The sequence below is a fragment of the Pseudomonas ceruminis genome (assembly GCF_021602025.1).
GTDB lineage: Bacteria > Pseudomonadota > Gammaproteobacteria > Pseudomonadales > Pseudomonadaceae > Aquipseudomonas > Aquipseudomonas ceruminis.
In genome coordinates, this window is record NZ_BQHW01000030.1 from 1 (window position 1) to 23,511 (window position 23,511).

At 60.8% G+C, this 23,511-nt stretch carries 20 protein-coding genes; 5 read left to right on the forward strand and 15 right to left on the reverse strand.

Annotated features, from left to right (window positions below):
• Nucleotides 1–519 precede the first annotated feature (519 nt).
• The 6 genes from L6D80_RS25470 to L6D80_RS25495 form a co-directional block, all read right to left on the reverse strand.
• On the reverse strand, nt 520–1,710 hold the full coding sequence (locus L6D80_RS25470) for a Wadjet anti-phage system protein JetD domain-containing protein (RefSeq protein ID WP_225786690.1): 1,191 nt from the start codon (nt 1,708–1,710) through the stop codon (nt 520–522).
• On the reverse strand, nt 1,661–4,966 hold the full coding sequence (locus tag L6D80_RS25475; protein WP_176514325.1) for an ATP-binding protein: 3,306 nt from the start codon (nt 4,964–4,966) through the stop codon (nt 1,661–1,663). Before L6D80_RS25475 ends, L6D80_RS25470 begins: the two co-directional genes overlap by 50 nt.
• Entirely contained in the window at nt 4,963–5,712 is a 750-nt protein-coding gene (locus L6D80_RS25480; protein WP_171898124.1) for a DUF4194 domain-containing protein, read from the reverse strand. Before L6D80_RS25480 ends, L6D80_RS25475 begins: the two co-directional genes overlap by 4 nt.
• A 2-nt stretch (nt 5,713–5,714) precedes the next feature.
• Nucleotides 5,715–7,214, reverse strand: a complete 1,500-nt coding sequence (locus L6D80_RS25485; protein WP_176514327.1) for a DUF3375 domain-containing protein — start codon at nt 7,212–7,214, stop codon at nt 5,715–5,717.
• Between the two features lie 650 nt (nt 7,215–7,864).
• On the reverse strand, nt 7,865–8,356 hold the full coding sequence (locus L6D80_RS25490) for an RES family NAD+ phosphorylase (protein ID WP_003294183.1): 492 nt from the start codon (nt 8,354–8,356) through the stop codon (nt 7,865–7,867).
• Nucleotides 8,353–8,829: an antitoxin Xre/MbcA/ParS toxin-binding domain-containing protein gene (locus L6D80_RS25495; protein ID WP_003294185.1), complete on the reverse strand. Its 477-nt coding sequence runs from the start codon at nt 8,827–8,829 to the stop codon at nt 8,353–8,355. The genes L6D80_RS25490 and L6D80_RS25495 overlap by 4 nt, the downstream gene beginning before the upstream one ends.
• Nucleotides 8,830–9,171: 342 nt before the next feature.
• On the opposite strand from L6D80_RS25495, the gene L6D80_RS25500 reads away from it, so the two are divergent.
• Both L6D80_RS25500 and L6D80_RS25505 read left to right on the forward strand, forming a co-directional pair.
• A complete protein-coding gene (locus tag L6D80_RS25500; protein ID WP_003294186.1) occupies nt 9,172–9,417 on the forward strand; it encodes an AbrB/MazE/SpoVT family DNA-binding domain-containing protein in 246 nt (81 codons plus the stop codon).
• 608 nt (nt 9,418–10,025) lie between these two features.
• Entirely contained in the window at nt 10,026–11,756 is a 1,731-nt protein-coding gene (locus tag L6D80_RS25505) for a dipeptidase (protein WP_176514328.1), read from the forward strand.
• Nucleotides 11,757–11,800: 44 nt separating this feature from the next.
• Here L6D80_RS25505 and L6D80_RS25510 read toward each other — a convergent pair whose 3' ends face one another.
• Genes L6D80_RS25510 through L6D80_RS25520 form a run of 3 tightly spaced genes read right to left on the reverse strand, consistent with a single transcriptional unit; the run spans nt 11,801 to nt 15,774 of the window.
• On the reverse strand, nt 11,801–12,634 hold the full coding sequence (locus L6D80_RS25510) for a hypothetical protein (RefSeq protein ID WP_054902418.1): 834 nt from the start codon (nt 12,632–12,634) through the stop codon (nt 11,801–11,803).
• The gene (locus tag L6D80_RS25515) at nt 12,631–14,232 is read right to left on the reverse strand and encodes a hypothetical protein (RefSeq protein WP_176514330.1); all 1,602 of its coding nucleotides are present in this window, start codon (nt 14,230–14,232) and stop codon (nt 12,631–12,633) included. The genes L6D80_RS25510 and L6D80_RS25515 overlap by 4 nt, the downstream gene beginning before the upstream one ends.
• Before the next feature lie 21 nt (nt 14,233–14,253).
• Entirely contained in the window at nt 14,254–15,774 is a 1,521-nt protein-coding gene (locus L6D80_RS25520) for an OmpA family protein (RefSeq protein WP_176514332.1), read from the reverse strand.
• A gap of 252 nt (nt 15,775–16,026) precedes the next feature.
• Between L6D80_RS25520 and L6D80_RS25525 the strand changes: the two genes are divergently transcribed.
• Nucleotides 16,027–16,464 (forward strand): CBS domain-containing protein, encoded by a 438-nt coding sequence (locus tag L6D80_RS25525; RefSeq protein WP_054902415.1) that lies wholly within the window; start codon nt 16,027–16,029, stop codon nt 16,462–16,464.
• Nucleotides 16,465–16,470: 6 nt separating this feature from the next.
• Here the strand turns inward: L6D80_RS25525 and L6D80_RS25530 are convergent, their stop codons facing one another.
• From L6D80_RS25530 to L6D80_RS25540, 3 genes are all read right to left on the reverse strand, one after another.
• A complete protein-coding gene (locus tag L6D80_RS25530) occupies nt 16,471–17,109 on the reverse strand; it encodes a hypothetical protein (protein WP_054902414.1) in 639 nt (212 codons plus the stop codon).
• Between the two features lie 69 nt (nt 17,110–17,178).
• Nucleotides 17,179–17,421 carry a DUF2789 domain-containing protein gene (locus L6D80_RS25535; RefSeq protein ID WP_054902413.1) on the reverse strand — a complete coding sequence of 81 codons (243 nt, stop codon included), beginning with the start codon at nt 17,419–17,421 and terminating at the stop codon, nt 17,179–17,181.
• A gap of 61 nt (nt 17,422–17,482) precedes the next feature.
• Entirely contained in the window at nt 17,483–17,941 is a 459-nt protein-coding gene (locus L6D80_RS25540) for an aminoacyl-tRNA deacylase (RefSeq protein WP_054902412.1), read from the reverse strand.
• Nucleotides 17,942–18,035: 94 nt separating this feature from the next.
• Between L6D80_RS25540 and L6D80_RS25545 the strand changes: the two genes are divergently transcribed.
• The gene (locus tag L6D80_RS25545) at nt 18,036–19,385 is read left to right on the forward strand and encodes an NfeD family protein (RefSeq protein ID WP_176514334.1); all 1,350 of its coding nucleotides are present in this window, start codon (nt 18,036–18,038) and stop codon (nt 19,383–19,385) included.
• A 2-nt stretch (nt 19,386–19,387) separates the two neighbouring features.
• Nucleotides 19,388–20,146 (forward strand): slipin family protein, encoded by a 759-nt coding sequence (locus L6D80_RS25550; RefSeq protein WP_054902410.1) that lies wholly within the window; start codon nt 19,388–19,390, stop codon nt 20,144–20,146.
• A gap of 100 nt (nt 20,147–20,246) precedes the next feature.
• Here the strand turns inward: L6D80_RS25550 and L6D80_RS25555 are convergent, their stop codons facing one another.
• The 3 genes from L6D80_RS25555 to L6D80_RS25565 form a co-directional block, all read right to left on the reverse strand.
• The gene (locus tag L6D80_RS25555; protein WP_054902409.1) at nt 20,247–20,879 is read right to left on the reverse strand and encodes a LysE family transporter; all 633 of its coding nucleotides are present in this window, start codon (nt 20,877–20,879) and stop codon (nt 20,247–20,249) included.
• Between the two features lie 128 nt (nt 20,880–21,007).
• Entirely contained in the window at nt 21,008–21,595 is a 588-nt protein-coding gene (locus L6D80_RS25560; RefSeq protein WP_176514336.1) for a mechanosensitive ion channel family protein, read from the reverse strand.
• Nucleotides 21,595–23,505, reverse strand: a complete 1,911-nt coding sequence (locus L6D80_RS25565) for an ATP-binding cassette domain-containing protein (RefSeq protein ID WP_054902407.1) — start codon at nt 23,503–23,505, stop codon at nt 21,595–21,597. Before L6D80_RS25565 ends, L6D80_RS25560 begins: the two co-directional genes overlap by 1 nt.
• Nucleotides 23,506–23,511: the final 6 nt, after the last annotated feature.

Sequence of the window (23,511 nt, forward strand, 5' to 3'; positions counted from 1 at the left end):
AGGGCTTTCAGCTGAACGGCATCCTGAGTGCCGGCAGTCACCCAGCCCCGACCATACGTTCCAGCGCAACCGGAAACAGCCGAGCGCTCCTGGTCGCGTCATCAGACCGGAATCTCGTGAGCGCCCCCGACCTGCAGGGCTTTCAGCTGAGCGGCATCCTGAGTGCGGGCAGTCACCCAGCCCCGACCATACGCTCCAGCGCAACCGGAAACAGCCGAGCGCTCTTGGTCGCGTCATCAGACCGGAATCCGGCGAGCGCGAGATCGGCTCGGCCATGGTGCAACTCAATTGACCGGAAAACCGTGAGCGCCCCGGCCTCCGGCGCTTTAAGTCGACCGGAATCGTGAATCGCCCTTAGTCTCGTCGACGATATGAAAAGACTCGTTGCAGACCAACGCTGAAAACCGACCGCCTAAAGCGATCAACGTTGGAAATGTCAGAGAAGGCATTTCTGAAGACCGTGGGTTAAGGGTAAGCGGTCTCAGGATTAGAGGGTTATTGAGCCCATCGCCAGCCGCTCTATACAGGGACCGCCCGAGCCCACTGCTCGATAGCGCGCTCAACTTGTACCTTTGGCAGGTACTCCTGCTCAAGACGTCCTCGCTCTTGCACCAGCAGATACCGATAGAAATCCGCTTCGTCAGCCAGCAAACCAGGTGGGGCCGACTCCCGCGCTTTGGCCGGCTCAACAACTGCATTACCCGGTGAGTGCTGTTCAAACAGCTCCTGCTCCATCAATAGTGCTTCGACCGCTGGTTGATGAAGCCTCGCTCGCGCCAGCATCAACAAGCCCCAGGTGTCCATGTCGCCCCAGTAGGCGATCTGTTTCCCGGCTAAGTGCGCAGACGCCAACCACTGCAAATCGAGTCCTGCACCCAGCACAGCCAGGGTGTCCGGCAAGGTTTCGGGCAGCAAGTGAACACATTGCTCATTTTCCACCACCAGCAACCGCGAACCAGGAAGCGGGGTTTCAGCCAGTTCCGCAGTCGTGAGCCTAAGCCGCTTGAAGGGCAGCAGCTCAGGCTGAAGAGGAACGACTAGTACCCAATGACTGCTTTCTTCAAAGGCATCCAGAAACGTCGTCAGGCCTTGCTCGGACGCCGCGCCTTCGAAACGCTCGTCGAGGAGCCGGGTCAGCAAGCTGGCGTTACGCTCGAAAAACTTGGTGTCTACGCCGTGCTCGGCAAGCAGGCGCAGTGGACGGCCTCGGGCACAGCCTAGCGACAAGCGGGTGGCGAGTTGCGCCGTGGCGACGACTTCTTCAGGGGGCTTCGTCAACCATAAGCCCCGTTGTGCTACCAGCAGCGCATGAAAGGCACTGTCTACCTGCTCGACCAGATATTCGAGTTGAGCGTACTCCCGGCTGACCGTTGGATCATTGGCCGCGGCAATCCATTCGGAGGGACTACGCAAGTGCCAGCGCATCGGCAAGGAAATTGGGGCCAGCCCAGCTCGATAGCTGACTGACTCCCAGTCGACCTTCCCCACTTTCACGCTCCGCCAGTTCTCCACATGCTGGAGCACCGCATGGATGTTTTCAGCGAAGACTCGTGCCGAAGGCTTACCGATGTTGAAGCATTGCGGCCAGCTGCCGGGATTGAGCAAGCGTTCCAAGCGTACGCTGGAGCGCTGCCATTGTTTGGCCAGGCTGCGACTGATGTCAGTGGGCGACTTCATGCATGGCCTTGATGCGCTGTTGATGATGCTCATCCAAAGCTTCCCAGCTCAGGGAAACCAGACTGGATTCCACGCCGCGCCGATGAACGACGACTGCCGAACGCGTATGGTGACGCAACAGGCGCATTTCCTTGTTGGGCGTGATGAAGACAGCATGTAGGCCGAATTCCCTCAGCGCTGCGATGATCCGACCGGCAACCGCATGGGAGCTGCGCGAGAACGCCTCGTCGAGCACGATGGTGCCGAACAACGGCCGGCTGCTGCCGTCGGGACAGAGCGCATAGCTGAGGGAAGCGGTCAGCACATAGGAGGCGATGATCTCTTTCTCGCCACCACTACCCCCCTGAGAACCTGTTCGGGTTTCGATGACACTCCTGCTTTCGCGATCGATCACCGAGACCGCGAACTCCAGGCGGAAGCGCGGATCCAGCAGCGCCTTGGCGCCCTGATTCCTGCTGTGCTCGCAAGCATCCTTGAGCAGGCCAACGAGCGCCTGCAATGCCTTGTAGTGGCTCTCGCCTTCATCATCGATGAAACGCGCCGAGTTCAGTTGACGCTGAGCCTGTTGCAAGGTGCGAAGGCTTTCATGAATGACCTTTTTCGCGACCAAGCGCAGATAGCGTCCGGGCTGAAAGTCGACACGCTGCATCGTACTGTTCAGGTCATCCAGGCGCTCCTCAATCATCGAGACTTCATGGTCGATATAGCTGAGCAACTGGGTGACGCCATCATCCGAGGAACGATTGAGGTATTCCAGAAAGCGCTTGAGTTTCTCGGGCAGGGCTTCCTCGGTCAGCACGCGAAGACGCTCCAGATACCTGGGTACGTCCACCAGTTCTCGCCCGACCTCCGCAAGCGCTCCGGTGTCCACCTTCAGAGCGTCAGACATACGTTTGGCAAGCTCTGTTTTCTGATCGCCGAGTTTATCGCCGAGCGCTTTGAGCTGCCCTTGCAGCTCACGCGTATGCTGGCGCTCCAGCTCGACAATATCGCCAAGGTCATCTGCCGTCAGGGTCGGGAAATGCGTTTGCGCTAGTTCACGCTGCGTATCGTTCAGCCCTTTTTCGGCACCACGATAGGCCTTACGGGTAGCGGATGCAGCCTGCTCGAACTGAAGTTTCAACTGACCGCACTGCTCGATAAGTTGTTGCCTCTGTCGATCCAGAGAGTCCAGCAATGCCTCAGCTTCATCCAGCTCAGCCTTGATAAGGGCGAGGTCAGAGTCGGGACGTGTCAGGGTGTCCAGCTGAGCACGCAGCGACTCCAGCTGACGCTCGGCGCCCGGCAGATCAATCTCCTCGAACTGCAGTTCTTCGACGCGCTGCAGCAGCGAAGCTTGATCCTCCAACTTGCGGACATCGCCCTGGGCAGCATCCAAGGCCAGCTTGGCAGGCGCGAGCTGTTCATTGACCTCGCGAATTTGTTCAGTCAGGAAGGCCAGACGGTCGCGGTTGTCGAAGCCGGTCAGCCAGTCTTCATCGAGGCGCTTCTGGTCCTGCTTGTCGAAGAAGCGTTCTTTACCCGACATCAGCCCCTGAGCCGTCATGGCGTGCGGGGTATGACGCAATTGCTCCGTGCTCTCCACGCAATGTCGGTCGTTGTCCGCCAGTAGCGCCTTTACCGCTTCGCGGTACGGATGCTCCTTGAAGGTCAGCTTGCGGGTATAACCATCGTCGAAGAACACAGGGCGCGACGACGGTTCCTTGACCTCCAACAAGCGCACATGCAAGCAGTTGTGTCGTTGGTTCACCCAACGCAGTGCAGCCTCGGACGCACCCTGCGGCACCAGGATACGCAGGCGGTGGCTGCCGATTGCCCGCTCGATGGCCCCCCGCCAGGCCAGCTCCTCGGGCTTGACCTGCACCAGCTCGGCAACGAAAGGCAGGGCCGATTCATCGACGCCAAGCATCTGCGCCAGCTCCCCTCGAAAAGCATGAAAATGCCCAGGCAGGTTCGAGCCTGGCCGTCTCTCAACCTCAGCACGATCCTGCTGTAAGCGCTGCAGGCGGCCATTGAGTTCCTGCTGAACGAGACCTGCATCGAACGCCTTTTGACGCGCGTCAGTAATTTGCTGGGTCAGTATTTCCAGGCGTGCCGCGATCTGCTGCTGATTCTCCTTGAGAGCAGCGGCCGATAACTCATCCGCTAGTCCAAGCCCCTTGGCCAAACGTTGGTATTGCTCGGCTTTCAGGCGTCGCTTATCGCACTCCCTGACCCAATCAGCAATGCGCCCGCGTAATTGATCTATCCCTGCGCCACCTACTCGCAGGTAGCTCTGGCGATGTTGATCAACCACGCCCTTCTGGATCTCAAGCTGACTCCTGCATTGCTCCTGATCGAGTTCGGCCTGCTTGTGCTCCGTCTCCAGCCTGTTGGTTTCAGCCAACCACAGGCGATACCCCTGCTCGGCGAACCAGACTGGGAGGATGCCTTCGAGAGCTTGTTTATCCTGCAGCTGTTCTTGCAAGGCCCTATAACGCTCCCAGCCTTCGGCGACCGGTTGCAATGAGCGCTGCTGCTTTCTAGCGGTTTCCAGCTCTCGGTGGATGTCAGTTAGATCATCGAAGCTGCTGGCGACCTCGGCAGCCCGCCCGAAAGCGGAGCGGTCATCGAGCACCAACTCGCGAAAGATCTCATCGATGCTATTGAGCTGTTTCAGGCCGGCAGCGCGGTTGAGCAAGGTGAAGGCGTTTTCACCGACTTCGAAGTAATCCCTGAGCCTGGCCAGGAAGGCTTTTTTGCTGGGATACGGCCAGATACCCGTCCCATCCTTCTCCATCTGACGCAGCGCCCGCATGCCACCTGCGTGATGCTGGCTCAGCCAATGCTCCAGCGTCTGCTCAGTGGACTCGCTTAACAGCCACAGTTTCTTCAGATCGGACGCCGAGGAGCTGGTGCCCTCGAACCAGAGCACAGCGCCCAGTCGAACCTGCGTGCCATCACGCTCGAGCGTGGCTGCAATGGCGGTGACCGTCTTACCCTGGCGCGCGATATGAGATTGCTCTACACCTCCGTCCCCGGGGCCGGTGACGCCGCGCACATAGGACGCCAGATCGCGGTCGCTCTCATGTCCGCCCGTGGATGCCAGGTTGTAACGCGGATTGGCGCACAGCAAGGTCATCAGAGCATCCACCAGCGTCGTTTTACCGCTCCCCGTCGGGCCGATCACGGCGGTACCGGAAGGATCGATCTCGGCACGGTGATAGCCCTGAAAGCCGCCCCAGTTATAGAGTTCGATGCTGCTGAGAATGAAGGTCTCGCTGTCACGCCAGAGCAGTGCTTGTTTCACGCCTTGTCCTCCTCAGCAGCGGCAGCCGGGGTAGTCGCGCCCTCCACCTGCTCGCGCAGCCAAACCACCAGTGCCTGCAGGTTCTCCGGGTTGGCCAAGTGGGTAATGATGGGGCGGATGATGACGCGGTCATGGGCGTCCAGAGCCGACACCAAACCATGCCCCTTGAGCTGATCCAGCAGCGTGATGACGCGATTGCGCTCCTTCGCCTCACTGCCCAGCTCGCCCAGGTAAACCTGCAATTGCGGAATCAGCTCATCAACCGCTACCAGTGCCTGAGTGGCGCCCGTACCGCTTTCCTGTTCGTAGGCGATGAAATGCTGGCGCAGAATCGCGATCAGCAGGGACTGCTCCAGGTTCAGCCTTTGCCTGCGCACAAGGGGGTGCGACCAGTCATCCTGCTCGGCCACCTCGCCCTGGCGAACGGTGACGAACACCAGCCCGCGAACCTCGTCGACTCCCATGGCCAGGTCGAGCGGCTCCAGGATTGTGTCGACCGCCTCGATATTGGCAAGCGCCGAGCGATACAGATTGGGCTTGTAACTTTCTTCCAGCAGCCCGTACTTGAGCATTTCCTGTACGGCCTCACGTACCCGTTGCGGCGTCCGGCGCTCATCGACCTGAACAGCGGCACTCATAAGAGGCTGTTCATCATCCATGCCGTCATCCAACGCTATGGCCTCCACCGTCAGCTCCGTTTCGTCGGCGCCAGAGCCCCCTGCAATTCGATCGAAGATCCCTGCCATGCTCACAACTCCCAATCGATGTCCTTGAGTGCCTCGTGGTCGAGTCCGACATAAGGCAGATTGAAGCGCCAGCGTTGCTCATCCTCGTCAACTAGCTCCACAAGCTGACGCTCCTCTGTCAGCACCTCGATACCTGCCTCGCGCGCCATCGCCAGCCAGAGTGCAAAGGTTTCTAGGTCGTGAGCAGGTGGAAGCAAAGACGCAAGCTCCCCGAGACTCACAGGGCGCCCCTGCTCCGCCAGCACAGCCAAGGTGTCCTGAATCAGCGCTTCACGATCCAGCCCGTCGAAGGCATCCCAGAAGTCATCATCAATCTGCTCCAACCCCGCAGGCTTCAAACTCAGATCCAGCTCGCCCGTATCATCGTCATCCAGGGTCTTGAAGCGTAGACGCTCGATTGCCGGGATACCGGTAATGGCTACGCCAACTGGTGGTAAACATGCAGGCTTACGGCGTTCTGACTGGCGTTGCCAGTCGACGCTGAGCGCTAGATTGAAGAAATCGTTGAGTAACTGTCCGACGCGATGATGCTCGGCGGCCAGCCCCGTCTTCATGAAGCCGCGGACATCGCGCTCGCTTCGGGCGCGCGCCTGGAGCACTGCCTGCGACTCCCGAACCAGGCGTAACGCCAGCCAACGTAGCTCACGTTGCTGGGGACGATTCAGCGCCTTTGGAACCGCTGGGTGACGAAGGATGGTGCGCAAGCGCTCACGCATCGCCTCCAGCTCAGCGGACTGCCTCAGTTGCTGCTGGAAGCTTTCGAAGACACGCCCCTCGGGAGTGTTGAGTAGAGCATCTTGCCCGTCCAACAACCGATCGACGATTTCTCCACGGTGAGACTGCTCGCTGATGATGGAGTGTCGAAGGGCGCGATCCGCCTCGCGCCAAGAGTCTTCAACTCGTCGAAAGTCCGCGCGCAGGCTGGTGGACAGGTTATATACCTCGCGTATGCCCTCTATCGCCTGCGCTTCATCCAGCACGACTACGTGGCCAGCTTCTACTCGCGCTAGCTCGTGCTCCAAATCCTGGATTCGGCGGCGCAGGCTGGCAATACGGCCAGTTGGGCTGGGGTTCAGACTCGTTTCCAGGCTTTCGATCTCGCGCTGAACCACCGAAAGGCGAGATGCTGTGGAAGTCATGATCCGACTATCCAGCGAATCTACGAACTGGATGGCTGACTCCAGCGCGTCGGTTGCGTAGATACGGCCCTCTCGCTCTACCACGAGGCGCCGCTTGATCCATTCACGAAGTTCACGACCTGCTTGGAGATGCGTTGCATCCGGGTCGATTTCGTAAAGCTCCTGGCTGGCATAAGCAGCCAGCATTTCGGACAGCGCTTGCAGCGCATCCTCCATGGGAATCCCATCGTGCGCCCGCTCGAACAGCGTGCGCAGGCAGCCCAATACGAGCGGAGCACGCCGTGAGGCGAGCAAAAGCCACGCAGGGTGCTGGCTGCGGGCGGATACATAGCGTTCTGAACGCTGTTGCGCGCTTTCTTCCATGACGGCCACATTGACAAAAGTTGTCTGAGAGCGAGCTTACCAAGCTAACCCGCTGCCTCATGATACGTATTTGTCCTGGTGGGTGGGCTCCGTTTAATGGTCCGCAGGGGCGGTGTCATTTGAATAGAGCGAGTGAAAGGCCAGGCCAGTCGAGGTTTAACGATTTATTCCGGGGGCGCACGCTGGGTATTGGCGATTTGGTGGAGGGTTCTGTCGTCACGAGGGTGTATTTGGCTAGTTCGGCGAAGGTGTCCCAGTGAGCACTTGTGGCGGCTCAGTGGTTTTTGCAGGACTGCCACCGACATTCTGCGGTAATCGAGTGCAGCCACGGTGGCTACAGAGCGAAGTCTCGATGACCTATCAGTGAGCTGCTGGTGGATTAGCTGAGTGCGGCATGGGGATAGTGAATTTCCCCGGTGGTATTCCGTCGTTTCCTACTCAAAAAGAGCGGCGTCAGTTTAAAGGCCCAAGTGAGCTTTCACTGGCTTGGTTGCTGTGCCGTAGACTGGGGCGTTGTAAATCAGGGGGGACAGGTAGGGCCTGTTGTTCTGGCCGGTACACGTCCTGGTGCTACGGCTACGTGAAAAGCTGTCAAGCAATCTAAAGGCATTCACCTGAAAGACACTGCTGGCTCAGCCAGCGCAAGCCACTCAGACCTTAACGAGACGCGTATCCAGGCCGAAGCGCTCTTGGCTGATCATTCGATACCTGCCCTCGGCCAGCTCGCGACTGACAAGCAAGTTCCAAGAGTGGCGAGTGACGGCGGATGGGATGAGTACGAACGGATGCTCGGCCAGCAGGGCGTCTGCAAACTTCTGCTGGTTAGGTGAAGCGGATGCACTCGTCAGCCAGATAGGATTGGGAACATCTTCAGGCTGTACGACCTTGATAAGGCTTTGATCGAGCACTTCGAAGCATGTGAGCACATGCGCAACCGTATCCAACGCATCGAAGCCGACATGCACCGCCACCTCCAGGATGGCGGTTGAGGGATCTGCCGATGCGTACACAACGTTTCGCCCCGGAGCGTTCCAGCGGCCACCCAGCTTGTGGGCACCAATGCCACTGTCCCAGGTGTCCTTGTAGAGCTCACGGTCGAGGCGCCATGCGTACCATGAGCCAGACCAGGGAAATGGGTTCACTGATAGACCCCGTACTCGATGCGCTCCAGATAGTCCTCGACTGCCTGAAAACCCACTGGGTTGTCGATAACGTCCAGCGGCACGTCACCGTCCAGATACTTGCAAGGGCGCCCTAGCCATTCTTCGGCCAGCTTTTGAGTGCCGAATACATTGATCGCGTGCTCCAGCACCTTCGCGTACTGAAATGCCACGGCGCTCTGTTGGGAGTTGAGGTGTGCTGGTTGCTTGCTGCCCTGGCGCTGAATCGTCCTGATGGACTTGCCCACAATGCGACTCATGATCTTCTTCGTCGAATACAGATCAGAAATCGCAAGCATGTCTTGCACGTCTTTCAGGTCGAAGCCTTTGACCGTGAGCCTGTAGACCATGACCGGACTGAGCTGGTCAGAGTCACTTTGGAAAAGGTATTCCGTTGGCCTACGGGCGGCGGGTGCTGCCTTGCGGGTGCGAGTGCGAGTGTCGGCGGAAACCATAGAGCATTCCTCCAGATGCGACATATGGCATTATTGTAGCGTCATTTGGCGCATCATGCAGCGGGTAAGTGCCTGGCATCTGGTATCGCTCTGTTCGTGGTCTGAATCGATTGAGCGCATTCCTGACGCCCCATTCCGGGTGCTCGTTCCCGACTTGCGCAGTTGAGCTGCTCGGGTGAGTTTTCGTCCACCGGCAGCAATGGCTGGGTAGACGCGTTCGTTACCTCTCCCTGAGCCTGCCCGCTCTTTGCTATGCTACCGGCCTGCGCCGCGGGACTTAGTTGGCAGCGTGCCACTGCCTCCCCCTGCGGACATCTCATCCAACCGTCTTCTGGAGCCGCGATGAAACATCACGTTGTGATCGAAGACTGGGACGGCGATGGCGCCATTCGCCTGCCTGACGACGTTCTACAGGAAATGGGCGTCGACGTTGGGGACACGCTCTACCTCCTTGAGGAATACGTGGGTACGACCCGCTGTCTGGTGCTCAGTAAGTCACCGCGCATTCCTGATCGCGTTGATGAACTGGTTGGCCACTGGGAGTCGTTTGGCGAAATCTCTGCCGAGATAAACGCCAAGGACGAGTGAGCTAACTGCCGCACTAACCCCGACGCATCTTGCACGGCTTTGGCCCCTGCGAGGGTAGAGTCTCCCACCAGAAAAGCATTGCTAACGTTGGGGCTTGCGCACTCCTGGGTTGCCTATATGTAAAAGCAACAGCAGAGGGCAACAAAAAAAGTCGCTGCCCCTAGGCCGCCAGCCGCTTGTCGAAACTCAGGTTCGGTGAGAAGGCGGGAGGACGAGCCAGGGGCTGGCTAGGTGTCAAAATCGCTGGGGCCCATTTCGTTTTTTGTGCCCTAGATAACCACCCTTAGATACCGCTAAGAGCTATAAACTGTAGGCAGCTAGATAAGGCCAAAGCTTTGCGGGACGGCACTTAGAGGCATTTTTGAACGCTTGCCGCCAACCAAGATTCCTGTACCGCATTGGCCTCCGAAGGAGGGGTCGTGGGTTCGAATCCCGCCGAGTGCGCCATATCAAAAAAGCCCTGGGCCTGCGCCCGGGGCTTTTTCGTTTGTGCACTGCATCGCGTTTCTGGCACTCCCGTGCCATGGGTCATTGGTGTTAGCGTGGGCACCTTCCCGTTCTTGCAGCGGGCACCCTCTAATAAGATTCGCGAAGGAATGCGCCTACCCATGCACCTGAAAAAACTCACCGCCACCACCCTATTGCTGGCCAGCATCGGCTTATTCACCCAGCCTGCCCAGGCCAACCTGACGCAGCAGCAGTCCGCTGCCATCGTCAAGGCTTTCGACGGTCGCGAGCCAACCGATTTCAAGCAATTCATCGGCACGCTAAAAGACAGCGAACAGGCCAAGGTCGATAACCTCGGCGCCACCCTGGACGCCTACCTGGCTGGCAAAACCCTCGGCGCCGATCAGCAAAACGAAATCAACCGCCTACTCGGCCTGTACACCCGCATCAAGTACGGCAAGGCGGCCACCGAAACCCTGCGTGAGCTGGTGGCCATCCCCACCTTCAGCGTCGAGGGCGTACCGCAGCACGAGAACCCCGAGTTCCTCAAGATCGCCGACAGGATCAAAGCCCTGGCCGATAGCTTTGGCCTGGCCTTTCGCAACATCGACAACCGCGTTTATGAAATATCGTTGGGTAGCGGCAAGGAAGTGGTAGGTATCCATGCCCACGCTGACGTGGTGCCGGTCAACCCGGACAATTGGAAACTTGCCGACGGCACGCGCCTGGACCCCTTCAAGGTAACCTTGGTCGGCGACCGCCTGTACGGCCGCGGCACTGAAGATGACAAGAACGGCATCGTCGTGGCGCTGTACGCGTTGAAGGTGGCCAAAGACGAAAACCTGCCACTGGCCCGTCAGTTCAAGCTGTTGATCGATACCACCGAAGAAACCAGTGGCGATGCCATTCCCTATTACTTCGAGCGCAATCCCACCCCCGACTACAACCTGGCGCTCGATGGCGGCTACCCGGTGGTGATCGCCGAAAAAGGCTATGGCACGGTCATGGCCAGTTTCAGCAAGCGCCCCGGCAGCGGCAAAGGCGCGGAAATCATCAACCTCACCGGGGGCCTGGCCACTAACCAGATCCCGACCACGTCGGTGGCGACATTGACCGGCGACAACCCGGCGCAGTTGGCCAAACAGCTGGAGAACGCCGGTGCCGAGTACGTGAAGCGCCATGGCGGTGACTTCAGCATCGCCGCCAAAGTCGATGGCAAGCACGTCTTACTTACGGTGACCGGCGTGTCGGCACACTCCTCCGAGCCTGAATCCGGGGTCAACCCGGTTGCGCGCATGCTCGACTTCATCAACGGCCTGGGCCAACAGGTGCCGCTCAAGCACAACCACTTCACCGATGCGGCCCGTTACGCCGCCGACAACTGGGGCCTGGACTATCTGGGCAAGAAGCTCGGTGTGGGCTTCGAAGACAGTTTCATGGGCCCGCTGACCGCCTCGCTGACCTTTGTCGGTGTGAACGAAAAAGGCCTGAAACTGGCGGTGAACCTGCGCATCCCCAAAGGCAAGCCACTGGCCACCCTCAAGGACGAACTGGCCGACAGGCTCGGCCAATGGACCCGCCAGAGCCACACCTCGGTAGCCTTCGACTACAGCCTCGACGAACCGATGTACCGTAACCCCGAAGGCGATTGGGTCAAGGCCCTGCTCGAGGTAGCCAGCGAGAACCTGGGCATGAAGCACGCGTTCGGCACCTCCGCCGGCGCCACGTCGGTGCACGACCTGCCCAATGGCGTGCAGTTTGGCCTGGCCATGCCGGATGTGAAGTACACCGGGCACAACGACAACGAGTTCAAGACCGTGGAGCAGTTCATGCTTGACCTGCAGGTGGTCAGCGAAATGGTCGCGCGGATCGGGCAGATGCCGAAACTGTAAGTCAGCACACCCAGGATGGGGCTGCTTGGCAGCCCCGTCCTGGGTTAGCGCAGGTCGGTACTCAGGCTCGGTGTGCCAAAGCCTTCCAATGTCGCGTTGGACGCCTTCAAGTATTGAGCCCAGAAGTCCTTTAGTGCATCCATGGTCTTGCCGGACCGATAGGCATGCTTCACCGCATCGGTGACCAAGCCTGCACCGGACACGTACACCCTGGCGCCCTGCAGGTCCGCATACAGCCCTTTGCTCTGTGCGAGCTTGAGCTCGTTGGCGACATTGAGCTGCTTGATCTGATTGGCCGCGTAGAAACTGGTGTAGTCCGAGTGCTCGAGCATGTCCGAAATCAGGTACACCACACGCTCATCGACCCCCTGCTCCTTGCTCATGTCTTCACCCACGCGACGCAGGGTATTCATGATTTCGCTCTTGGGGATGTCCTGACGGGCATCCCGCAGGCCCTTCACGAACAGGCCGCCGAAGCCGGCCTGAAACGCTTTTTTCTGGCCCGCCAGGCACTGGTCCAGAGCGCGCAGCTTGCGCATGTTCACGTCGTCGCGAACATCGCCCTGCAGCGGCATGTCCAGTTCACCGGCATACACCAGGCGCTGATACTCCCCCGGCAGGAACGCCGAGAAGGTATAGAGCCTGACGCGATCGCCCGGCTGGACGAACCGGTCGATCTGAGCCCAGCTGCTGCGCTGCAGGTCGTCAGGCATCGGGATGGTCTGATCGATGATCACCACCAGCTCGCGGCCGGCACCTGCTGGCTTGATGTCGGCCAGGCCATTGCGTGTGTAGCAGCTCTGCAGGTCGTTGCGTTCAGCGGCAAGCGCTGCACACGGCAGCGCCAACGCAAGGATCAGCGCCTTGGCGAGCCTCATGACAGCACGCCCTCCTTTTTCGCCGGGAACAGGCCCAACGCCTTCAGCGCCTGCTGTTGCTCGCGAATATCACGCAGCTGCGCCTCGCTGACATTCAGCGCACGGCTGGCAGCCGCCAGGCTTTCTTCCGGCAGGCCGGTAACATCGTGGAAGTCCGAAGCCTTGATCTGCGCTGGGGTAGCTGAAGCGGCTGGGGCGACCGCCTCGGCCACCGTGGGCTGCGCCGCAACCGGGGCGGCCGCTTCGGGTTGCGCCCGTTGTGCTGGCGCCACCACTTCAACGGCAGGCGTTGGCTTGACGGCCTGGGGCGAAACCTTGCCAGCCTTGTACTCAACGTAGGCGAGGAAGTTGCGATGCGCGGTATTCTCACCTTCAAGCGCGTGCAGCACGGCAGCATCGGTGTGGTCGCGGCCGGACAACGCGGTTTGCAGGCGGCGCAGCTTGTCGTCGGCGTGGCTGGCAATGGCGTTGCGCTTCTGATCCATCGCGTCGAGCATTTCCTCGGCGGTGGCGTATTCGTGGGTCAGCCGCCAGGCGGTTGCCGAGTGAGTACCGGCGAAGTAGTAACGGCTGGCGAGCCAGATGCTGATGCCCTGAATGGCGATGTAGATCAGCGACAGCATGATGTAGGTGGTCAGGCTGGCCTGGCGGATCGCATGCATCTTGTCGTCGATGGTAGCGTTGTCCGCCTCATCGTTGATGGCCTGGGATTCGGCTGGCAGGTCGAAGGGCGAGCCTGCAGTGGAGCTCTGCGCTGCGGACTCGGCGCGCATGCCGTTGACCATTTCGGTCTCGATGCTGTCCAGGGTCGCCGAACGTACGACGAACGCACCAACGGCCATGGCCGCCACGAACACACCGCAGACGATCAGCCAGACAAACTTGCGCGAGACGTTGGAGTTGACGTCCTTCACCCGGGCCAGCAACTGCTCGTAGTCTGGCTTGTCCGAGTCGGTGAACGAGTCCTCCAGGTTGATGGCCTTGTTGGCCTTCAGCGAACGCGAGCGTTTGGAAGGTTCCTCACCTTGCCACCAGTGCCGCGCACGGGCAATCAGGCTGTTGTGGTGCAGCGTGTGGCCGGCAGCTTCGGCGAAAAACGCTGAGGCGACGGCCAGCAGAATCGCGGTACCTGCGGTCAGCCAATGGCGGTCATTGGTCGAGGCGTCCATGTTCATCCAGCCTGCCAGTACGTAGGCAAAGCCCATTGCCTCGATCAGCACCAGCAGCAACACCAGCACCAGTACCCAGGCCGGCCGCGGCGAGCGCCCAGCTTCACCTGCCTTGGCGAGGTAGTCGAGGGAGGCGTTATAGCTGTTTGGGCCCTTCATGTACTTCTTGTACTGGCCATAATACGGCTTGGACAAGGTCACTTCGTGGTTGATCCAGCCATCGCTGTCGACCGAGGAACGCTTGCGCGACAGGCGCGCGACCGTGCCGATCAGCGGCAGGCTATGCCAGACACGGATCAGGAAATAGGACACCTCTTCCCAGTAGTTACGCACGATCAACACAGTGACCAGCAGCGAAACCAGGCCGGCGGAAAGTAACTGATTGGCAAGAATCAGTGATTTAAGTGCAGCGAGAGAAAAGTCTTCCATTCAGGACGTCCTTGACTGGTTTTATCGGGTGACCGGGATTGGCGTGTAGGAAGCGACGAACGCATCACTGCCGGCGGCGTAGAACAACGCACCTTGGCTGACCTGGGCATTGCCCTTGCTGAACACAATGTCCATGCAGGAAATCGCTGCCTGGGCATCACTGGCGAAGACCCGGTAAAGCACTTCGCTTTCACCTTCATAGGTGTTGGCCACAGCGTTCATCGTTCGTGGCTTGTGCTGGGTGGGCAACTTGTAGTCTTCGACCAGCTGAAGAATCGGCTGGCGATCGACCTTGGCGTTTTCGCGCAAGATCGAGACTGGCGATACCGTCACCAGATGCCCGTTGACCAGGTTGGCCCAAACCCGGTTGTTGTAACCCGGCAGGTAGTCCTTGGTAGCGCGACGCTGCAAGGGTTGGTCGTTGACCATGCTCAGGACGTCGCCCGCATTGCGTGGCCTGTCCGCCTCACAACTGGACATTGGCATCTGCGCGGCATAAGCGCTGCTGATCAGGGTGAAACCGCTCTGTTTCGGCTTGATGCTCTGCGCCATGGTCCAGGTGTAGTCAGCCACTGGCGTACCGGCGAAATCGACTTCCGGGCGCGCAGCAGCACGGGTTTTCGCGGAGCTGGTCGCGGCCGGTGTACGCTGCGCCGTGGTGGGTTTGCTCACGGCGGGCTTGCTGGCTGCTTGCGCTGTAGTGACCGCCTGCCGAGGCTTGGCCGCAGTCGATGTGCCGTAGCGCAGGTAGCGCGTGTTGCCCGCTTCGGCCTCGGCACGCATCACCAGGGCTTGTTCGTTGGCCAGCTCGACGATTTCCACGCGGCGGTTCTGGCCGCGCAGCAACGGGTCGCTGTTGTCGGCGATCGGTCGCGAAGCGCCTGCCCCTTGGTAGTAGATCGCATTGGCGGCAATGCCCGCCTGCAGCATGACCTTGCCGACGGTCTTGGCGCGGCGCTCGGACAGCTTCTGGTTGAACTCGGCGTTGCCCACCGCATCACTGTGGCCGACGATCAGCAAGCGACGCGCCTGCGACTCCTTGGCCGCAGCCTGCTTGTCGCTGGCTGCAGGCTTGGCATACATCTGCACCAGCTTGGCCACGGCCCGCTGGCCGCTTGCCGTCAACTGGTCGGAACCGGTGGCGAACATGCCGGTGTCTTCGATCTGCGTCACCAGGCCCGCCTGCTCAGGTACAGCGGTCACCACTGCGGCCGAGGCGACCGTCAACTGCTCGGTGGTGATCTTGAGGTTTTCTTCCTTGGCGATGCGGTCCAGCTCTTGCAGGCGGGACTGCCAGACATAGCCCACGACGCAACCCACCGCGCCACCGACCGCCGCACCCGGCAAGATCCCGTCCTTGCCTTTGAGGGCGTAGCCTGCAGCGCCCCCGGCCACCACGCCGACACCACAAAGCACTGGCAAGCCGTAGTCCCTGCCAATGTCTTTCACGGTCTTGGAAAAATTGTCCATCTGTTGAGTGCTGCAACCGGCAGCGGTGACGAAGGCACAGCTCAGCGCTGTAAGGCGAAACATCCGTGGCATTGCGGCTCCTTGCCGAAATAATCTGAATGATGGCAACTTGACATGCATTGTCACAGATTATCCGGATTATTGCCCCTCCCCGGTAGCCTCCCCAGCACAGCACCCGCAGCCCACCACTGGGCGCCGCACGCAAGCGATTCAACCATGACGTTTTTCAATCGGCTCCATGCCGTTTCCTGCATTGCCGTGCAGGCCGGCGTACAGGATGCTTTATTTACTCAAAGAGCCCTTTCTCCACCCGCAGAGGCCTGTATGAAGAACGTCGAAGAAATCCTCAAAACCAAGTCCCAGCATCAGACCGTCTACACCATCGGCCCTGATGACTCGGTGCTCGACGCCTTGAAGCTGCTGGCCGAGAAAAATGTCGGGGCGCTGCCGGTGGTCGAGAACAGCCAGGTAGTGGGGATCGTCAGCGAGCGTGACTACGCACGCAAACTGGTGCTCAAAGGCCGTTCCTCTGCAGCCACACCGGTGCGAGAAATCATGAGCGCGCCGGTGGTGACCGTTGACCCCAAGCAGAAGCTCGACGATTGCATGAACCTGATGACTGACCGCCACCTGCGCCACCTGCCAGTGGTCAGCAACGGCCAATTGCTGGGGCTGCTGTCGATCGGTGACCTGGTCAAGGAAACCATCCACGAACAGGCCAACCTGATCCGCCAGATGGAGCAGTACATTCGCGGTGAATGACCACCCTCAGTGGTAGGCGCTCTCCAGCTCGTCCAGTTGATGGTCGAAGCTGCGCAGACGCGCCGACCAGGTGTACACCAGCACTTCCAGGTCCCGATTGAGCACGGCCGTGTTGCCATGGCCCGTGCTCGAAGGCTCGCACAGGTCCAGTTGGTAACGCTCGCGCGCCATGGCGGTGGCGACACTGGAGAGGTCACGGGCATTGGCCAGCCAGTGGTGGTGGTGGTCGTGAATTTCGCGGTCGAGCACGCGGCACTGGCGTTTCAAAGCCTCCAGGCTTTGCTCCAGTGGCGTACCTCTGAGCTCGCCCATTACCTCCTCGAAGGTGCGCCCGGAATGCCAGTAGCTGCCCCAGAAGTACCGATCGAACACGGTTTCGACCCGTCGCAGCGCAACCTTGGTGTTCCAGATCGTCAGCAACGTGCGCCCCTGGATCACCTCGCGCTTGTTCAGGTGCAAATGCTGCCAGGCAATCCACGTCAGCCCCAGCAACGCTACCGCAGCCGTAACCGCGGCAGCGGCGTACAGGAACTGCACGGCCTGGTTCATCTGCTGGGTGTGGCGGATGCCGTAGTAGTAACCGGCCGTCAGGGTGCCCAGGATCGTCACGGAGCACCAGAAGCCTGGTGCATAGGGATCTTTCATCACGCCATCCCCTTATTGTTTTCCTGAGCATAGCAACGGCCAATCACTCGTCAGGTGCCGCTCGGCGCTTTATTTTCGGGGGCGGCGCAACGCTTCGTTGAGTTGATCGAAGGGCACTGCCCAATCGGAATCTTCAATGATGCTTTCCTTGAGAAAGGCACGCTGGGCTTCAGTCCAGAACGACGCATCCACGAGCTTGATCTCGTTCTTCAGCGGCGAATGGCTGGTGATGAACTGATCGATACTTTGGGGATCGTCGGGCAAGCCCAGTTGTTTGAACAAATCGGAAAACGGATGGGTAGGTGCTTCCATGATTCCTCCTAGGCGCCGGGCAGGCCGTCCACGACGCCGGCCCGGCATTGGCTTGAGAACATCAGCACAGCTCGCGTACTTCGGCTTGCGGTACCAGTTTCAGGTACTGCTCCATGCTCATGTGGATCAGGTGATCGTGATCACCCGCCTCCAGGTAGACATCGCCTTGGCGGGTAAGACTCGAATCGAGCAACATCTTTATATCGTAAGCATCACCCATTGCCGGAATGGCGCCACGCTCGCAGTCGCCGAACAGGCTTGGCAGGCCGCTTTCGCGGGTCAGTTGCCAGGCCCCGGACATACGTACCTTGCTCATGTCCAGATGCCGGTTGGCCGGCAGCACTGCCATGAGGTAATTGCCATGGCGATCGTCGAGCATGACCGACTTGGCAACGCGCTCAGCGGGTACGCCAGCGGTACGCGCCGACTCCAGGCTGGTGGCCGAGTGTGGGTGGGGAATGATGTCGTAATCGCAGTTCGCCTGGTCCAGGCGCTGCTGCAAGGTCTTGGCCATACGCATGATGCACCTCCGGTTTCCCCCAACTTCTAATTTTAGGCCGTGCCTGGGCAGGCATGACTAAACTTGAGTAAGAGAGACCAAAAGGTGACGACAGGTGATCGCTCGATGTTGCCGCGGGTTACTGCTCCTGCTGATGCTCGGCCTGGCCCCGGGCAGCCAGGCTGCGGCCGGCGATGTCTGGGTATTGAGCATCGATGACGCCATCGGCCCGGCCAGCGCCGACTACCTGGTGCGCGGGTTGGAGCAGGCCAAGGATCAGGGCGCGCAACTGGTGGTCATTCGCATGGACACCCCTGGCGGGCTGGACAGCGCCATGCGCCAGATGATCAAGGCGATTCTCGCCAGCCCCGTACCAGTGGCCAGCTTCGTCGGCCCAAGCGGCGCCCGCGCCGCCAGCGCCGGAACTTACATTCTGTATGCCAGCCACATCGCGGCCATGGCCCCCGGCACCAACCTGGGCGCCGCAACACCCGTGCAGCTTGGCGGCGCGCCAGGCGTGCCGAAGGACGACAAGGCCAAACCCGCGGGTGACGATGAAACCCTCGCACGCAAGCAGGTCAACGATGCCGCAGCTTACATCCGGGGCCTGGCCCAACTGCGTGGGCGCAATGCCGACTGGGCGGAGCAGGCGGTGCGCGAAGCCGTCAGCCTGTCGGCCAGCGAAGCCCTGCGGCTGAAGGTGATCGACCGCATGGCCAACGACCTGCCCGACCTCATGCGCCAGCTCGATGGCAAGACCGTGGTCGCTGCCGACCAGCCTCGCCTGCTGCAAACCCGTGATGCCAATCTGATCGAACACCAGCCAGACTGGCGCACTCGGCTGCTGGCGGTGATCACCAACCCCAGCGTGGCGCTGATCCTCATCATGATCGGCGTCTATGGCCTGTTGTTCGAGTTCATGAGCCCCGGCTCCGGGGTGGGCGGCGTGGTGGGTGGCATCTGCCTGCTACTGGCGCTGTATGCCCTGCAGCTATTGCCTGTGAGCTTTGCGGGTGTGGCGCTGATCCTGCTCGGGATCGCCTTCATGATCGCCGAGGCGTTCCTGCCCAGCTTCGGCGTGGTGGGTTTTGGCGGCATCGTCGCGTTCGTGGTCGGCGCATTGATCCTGATCGACACCGATGCGCCAGGCTTCGGCATACCCCTGGCATTGATCGGCACCCTGGGCGTGCTCTCGGCGCTGCTGATCGGTGGCGTGCTGGGCATGGCCCTGAAAACGCGACGCCGGGCCCTGGTCAGCGGTGATGCAGGCTTGGTCGGTAGCCTGGTCACCGTCACCCAGGTGGCCACGGACAACCCCTTCAGCGGCTCGGTGCAGGCCCAGGGGGAACAATGGCAAGTGCAATGCGCCACGCCACTGCAAGCCGGCCAGCACGTCCGGGTCACCGCCCGTCATGGGGTAATGCTGCACGTGAGCGCCGCCGCACCTGCGGCGCAAGGGGAATGACAATGTTCATGCAACTGGGTTTTGGCGCCGTGCTGCTGGTACTGGCGATGCTGCTGCTGTCGGCGTTTCGCATCCTGCGCGAGTACGAGCGTGGCGTCGTGTTCCAACTCGGGCGGTTCTGGCAGGTCAAGGGGCCTGGGCTGATCCTGCTGATCCCGGTGATCCAGCAGATGGTCCGGGTCGACCTGCGGACCGTGGTGCTGGATGTACCGCCCCAGGATGTCATCACCCGCGACAACGTGTCGGTGAAGGTCAACGCGGTGCTGTATTTCCGCGTGCTCGACCCACAGAAGGCGATCATCCAGGTCGAAGACTTTCTCGTGGCCACCAGCCAGCTGGCCCAGACCACGCTGCGTGCGGTGCTGGGTAAACATGAACTGGACGAGCTGCTGGCCGAACGTGAACAGCTGAACCTGGACATCCGCCACGTGCTCGATGCACAGACCGACGCCTGGGGCATCAAGGTCGCCAACGTCGAGATCAAGCACGTCGACCTGAACGAGTCGATGGTCCGTGCCATTGCCCGGCAGGCCGAGGCGGAGCGTGAGCGCCGGGCGAAAGTCATCCATGCCGAAGGGGAATTGCAAGCGTCCGAGAAACTGATGCAGGCAGCACAGATGCTCAGCAAGGAGCCGGGAGCCATGCAGTTGCGCTACATGCAGACACTGGGGTCGATCGCCGGGGACAAGAGCTCGACCATCGTGTTTCCGATGCCGCTGGACCTACTCAAGGGGATGGTGGAACGGTCGAATCCGCGTTGACGCTTTCGCGGGTAACTCCGCCCTGCATCCCCCATTGATTCGGGAAGCAATGCAGTAGCTCTGGGGCGGACTTACCCACGAATGGGCTATCACCGTCTGTTCAGATAGGCGCGCGGCGCAAGGTGGCCAGGAACGTGGCAGCGCCAATGAACAGCCCGGCAAAGGTGCGGTTCAGGCGCTTCTGCTGCTTGGGCGTACGCAGCAGGCGCAACACCCGCGAAGCGAGCCCGGTATACCCCGCCATCACGAGCATGTCGACGCTGACCATGGTCAGCGTGATGGCCACGTATTGTGGCAGCAACGGCGCATGCGGGTTAATGAACTGCGGCAACACCGCGAGCATGAATACCAGCGCCTTGGGGTTGCTGACGTTGACCAGAAAGCCACGGAACACCAGGCTCAGCGGCTTGCCGATCGGGCGCACGCCGGATTCATCGGTCATGTCCATTGGCAACGCACGCCATTGCTTGTAGGCCAGGTAAACCAGGTAGGCGACACCGAACCACTTGATGATGTGGAAAGCGGTAGCCGAGGCAGCGAGGATAGCGCCGACGCCGGCGGCGATGATGGCGATCTGTACAATCAGGCCGATCTGCAGGCCTAGCGCATTCCAGTAACCACGCCAGAAACCATACTGCAGGCCGCTGGACATCGAGGCGATTGCCCCGGCCCCAGGTGAAAGGCTGATCACCCAACACGCGGCAAAGAAGCCCAACCACACTTCCATCGACATCGCACACCTCACTCGAACATATGTTGCAAAACGTTAAGCTAAGGGGTTGGCGAAAAAATGACCAGTGTTTTTTCCAGAATGGGGGCCGGGATTACCGCGAAGAAGCTGGCACCAAACAGCACAGCAGATCAGTCGGACTCGCTCGCCACGTCTCTGCTCAGCCCCTGCACTTCAGCGCCCCGCCACCGCCTGACCGACTTCTGGAAGAACTGACTGTTAGGCACCTGCACCAGCGCCCCGCCCGCCTCAGGCAGTTCCATCAAGGTGGTGAACAACAGGTTGATGGCGATCACCCGGCCCTTGACGCCCGGCTTGTCCAGGGTGTCGACCAGCTCCACCACATCGCCAATGCGAAAAGGCCCTACGGTGAAGATCAGCACCGCGCACAGCAGGTTGGACAACACGCTCCACATGGCGAAGAACGCAACTGCTGCCACCGCGACGAAACCGGACAGCGCCGTCCACAACACGGTCGCGGAAACCCCCAGGCGCTCCAGCACGAACAGCAATGCGCTGCCCATGATCAACCAGCGCAAACCGCCACGCACTGGCACTAGCAACTCCGGCGGCAACGGGTAGCGCTGCCCCAGGCGGCTGAGGCCACGGGCGATAACACGCTGCAGGACAAAGGCGATGACCAGGATCAGCAGAATCTGCAGGCCCAGCCAGAAGGTATCCATCCATTGCCCCGGCAGCAGCGAGCGCAGCTCCTCCATCAGGACAACGCCTCGAGCTCGGCCTGCATGCTTTCCAGGGTTTCCAGCGCTTCCATCCACCCTTCCTCAAGCTCGCCTTCGCGCTGCTTGAGCTTGGTTTGTCGGGCCAGCAGGTCGCGCAACTCATCCTTGCGCGCGGCCTCGTACAGGCCGCTGTCGCCCAACGCTGCCTCGATCTCGGCCAATTGCCTGTGTACTTGGCTGAGCTCGGCCTCGAGCTTGTCGGCCGCCTTCTTGTGCGGTGCCAATTGCTGGCGCAAGGCTGCGGCGGCCTGGCGCTGGGCCTTCTTGTCGGTCTTGTCCGGGTTGGCCGACACATTGCTCGCCGGGGCGCTGCGCTGGCGGTACTCCACCAGCCAGCGGCTGTAGTCGTCCAGATCGCCATCGAAGGTGTCGACCTTGCCATCGGCCACCAGCAGGAACTCGTCGGTGGTGCTCTTGAGCAAGTGACGGTCGTGGGATACCACCACCACGGCTCCGGCGAACTCCTGCAACGCCATGGTCAGCGCCAGGCGCATTTCCAGGTCGAGGTGGTTGGTCGGCTCGTCGAGCAGCAGCAGGTTAGGCCGCTCCCAGGCGATCAGGGCGAGAGCCAGGCGGGCCTTTTCGCCCCCGGAGAAATTCACCACCGGCTCGTCGACGCGATCACCATGGAAGTCGAAGCCGCCCAGGAAGTCGCGCAGTGTCTGCTCGCGCTCGCTCGGCGCAATGCGCTGCAGGTGCAGCAACGGGCTGGCCTTGTCATCCAGCGAGTCGAGCTGGTGCTGGGCGAAGTAGCCAACGGCAAGGTTTTCACCCCGCACCAGGCGCCCCGACAGCGGCTCGAGTTCGCCGGCAAGGTTCTTGATCAGGGTCGATTTACCGGCACCGTTGGGGCCGAGCAGGCCAATACGTGCCCCCGGCACCAGTTGCAGCTTGACCTTGTCCAGGATCGCTTTGTCACCATAGCCAAGGCGGCCTTCGGACAGGCTCAGCAGGGGGCTGGAAATCTTCTGCGACTCACGGAAGACGAAATCGAACGGCGAATCGACATGCGCCGCCGACAACTCTTCCATGCGCTCCAGTGCCTTGATCCGGCTCTGCGCCTGGCGCGCCTTGGTGGCCTGGGCCTTGAAGCGGGCGATGTACTTTTCCATGTGCGCGCGCTGAGCCTGCTGCTTCTCATAGGCTTGCTGCTGCTGCGCCAGGCGCTCGGCACGGGTGCGCTCGAAGGCGGTGTAGCCGCCTTTGTACAGGTTGAGCTTGCGCTGTTCGACATGCAGCACATGGTCGACCACGGCATCCAGGAAATCGCGGTCGTGGGAAATCAGCAGCAGCGTGCCTGGGTAGCCCTTGAGCCAATCCTCCAGCCACAGGATCGCGTCGAGGTCCAAGTGGTTGGTCGGTTCGTCGAGCAACAACAGGTCGGACGGACACATCAGGGCCTGGGCGAGGTTCAGGCGCATCCGCCAACCACCGGAGAAGTCGCCGACCCGGCGGTCCATCTGCTCGTTGGTAAAGCCAAGGCCTGCCAGCAACTTGCGCGCTCGGGCATCGGCGGTATAGCCGTCGGCGCTTTCCAGCTCACTGTGCAGGCGCGCCAGGGCAGTGCCGTCATGGGCCAGCTCGGCCTCGGCAAGCTCGGCCTGCACCTTGCGCAGGCGCGCATCGCCGTCGAGCACGTAGTCCACCGCCACACGATCGAGGGTATCGACCTCCTGGCGCATGTGGGCAATGCGCCAGTCACCCGGCAGCTGGCAGTCGCCGGCGTCGGGCGAGAGCTCACCACGCAGCAAGGCGAACAGGCTGGATTTTCCGGCGCCGTTGGCACCGATCAGGCCGGCCTTGTGGCCGGCGTGCAGGGTCATCTCGGCGCCTTCTAGCAAGCGCTGCGGACCACGCTGTAAAGTGAGGTTGGATAGTCTGATCATGATGGT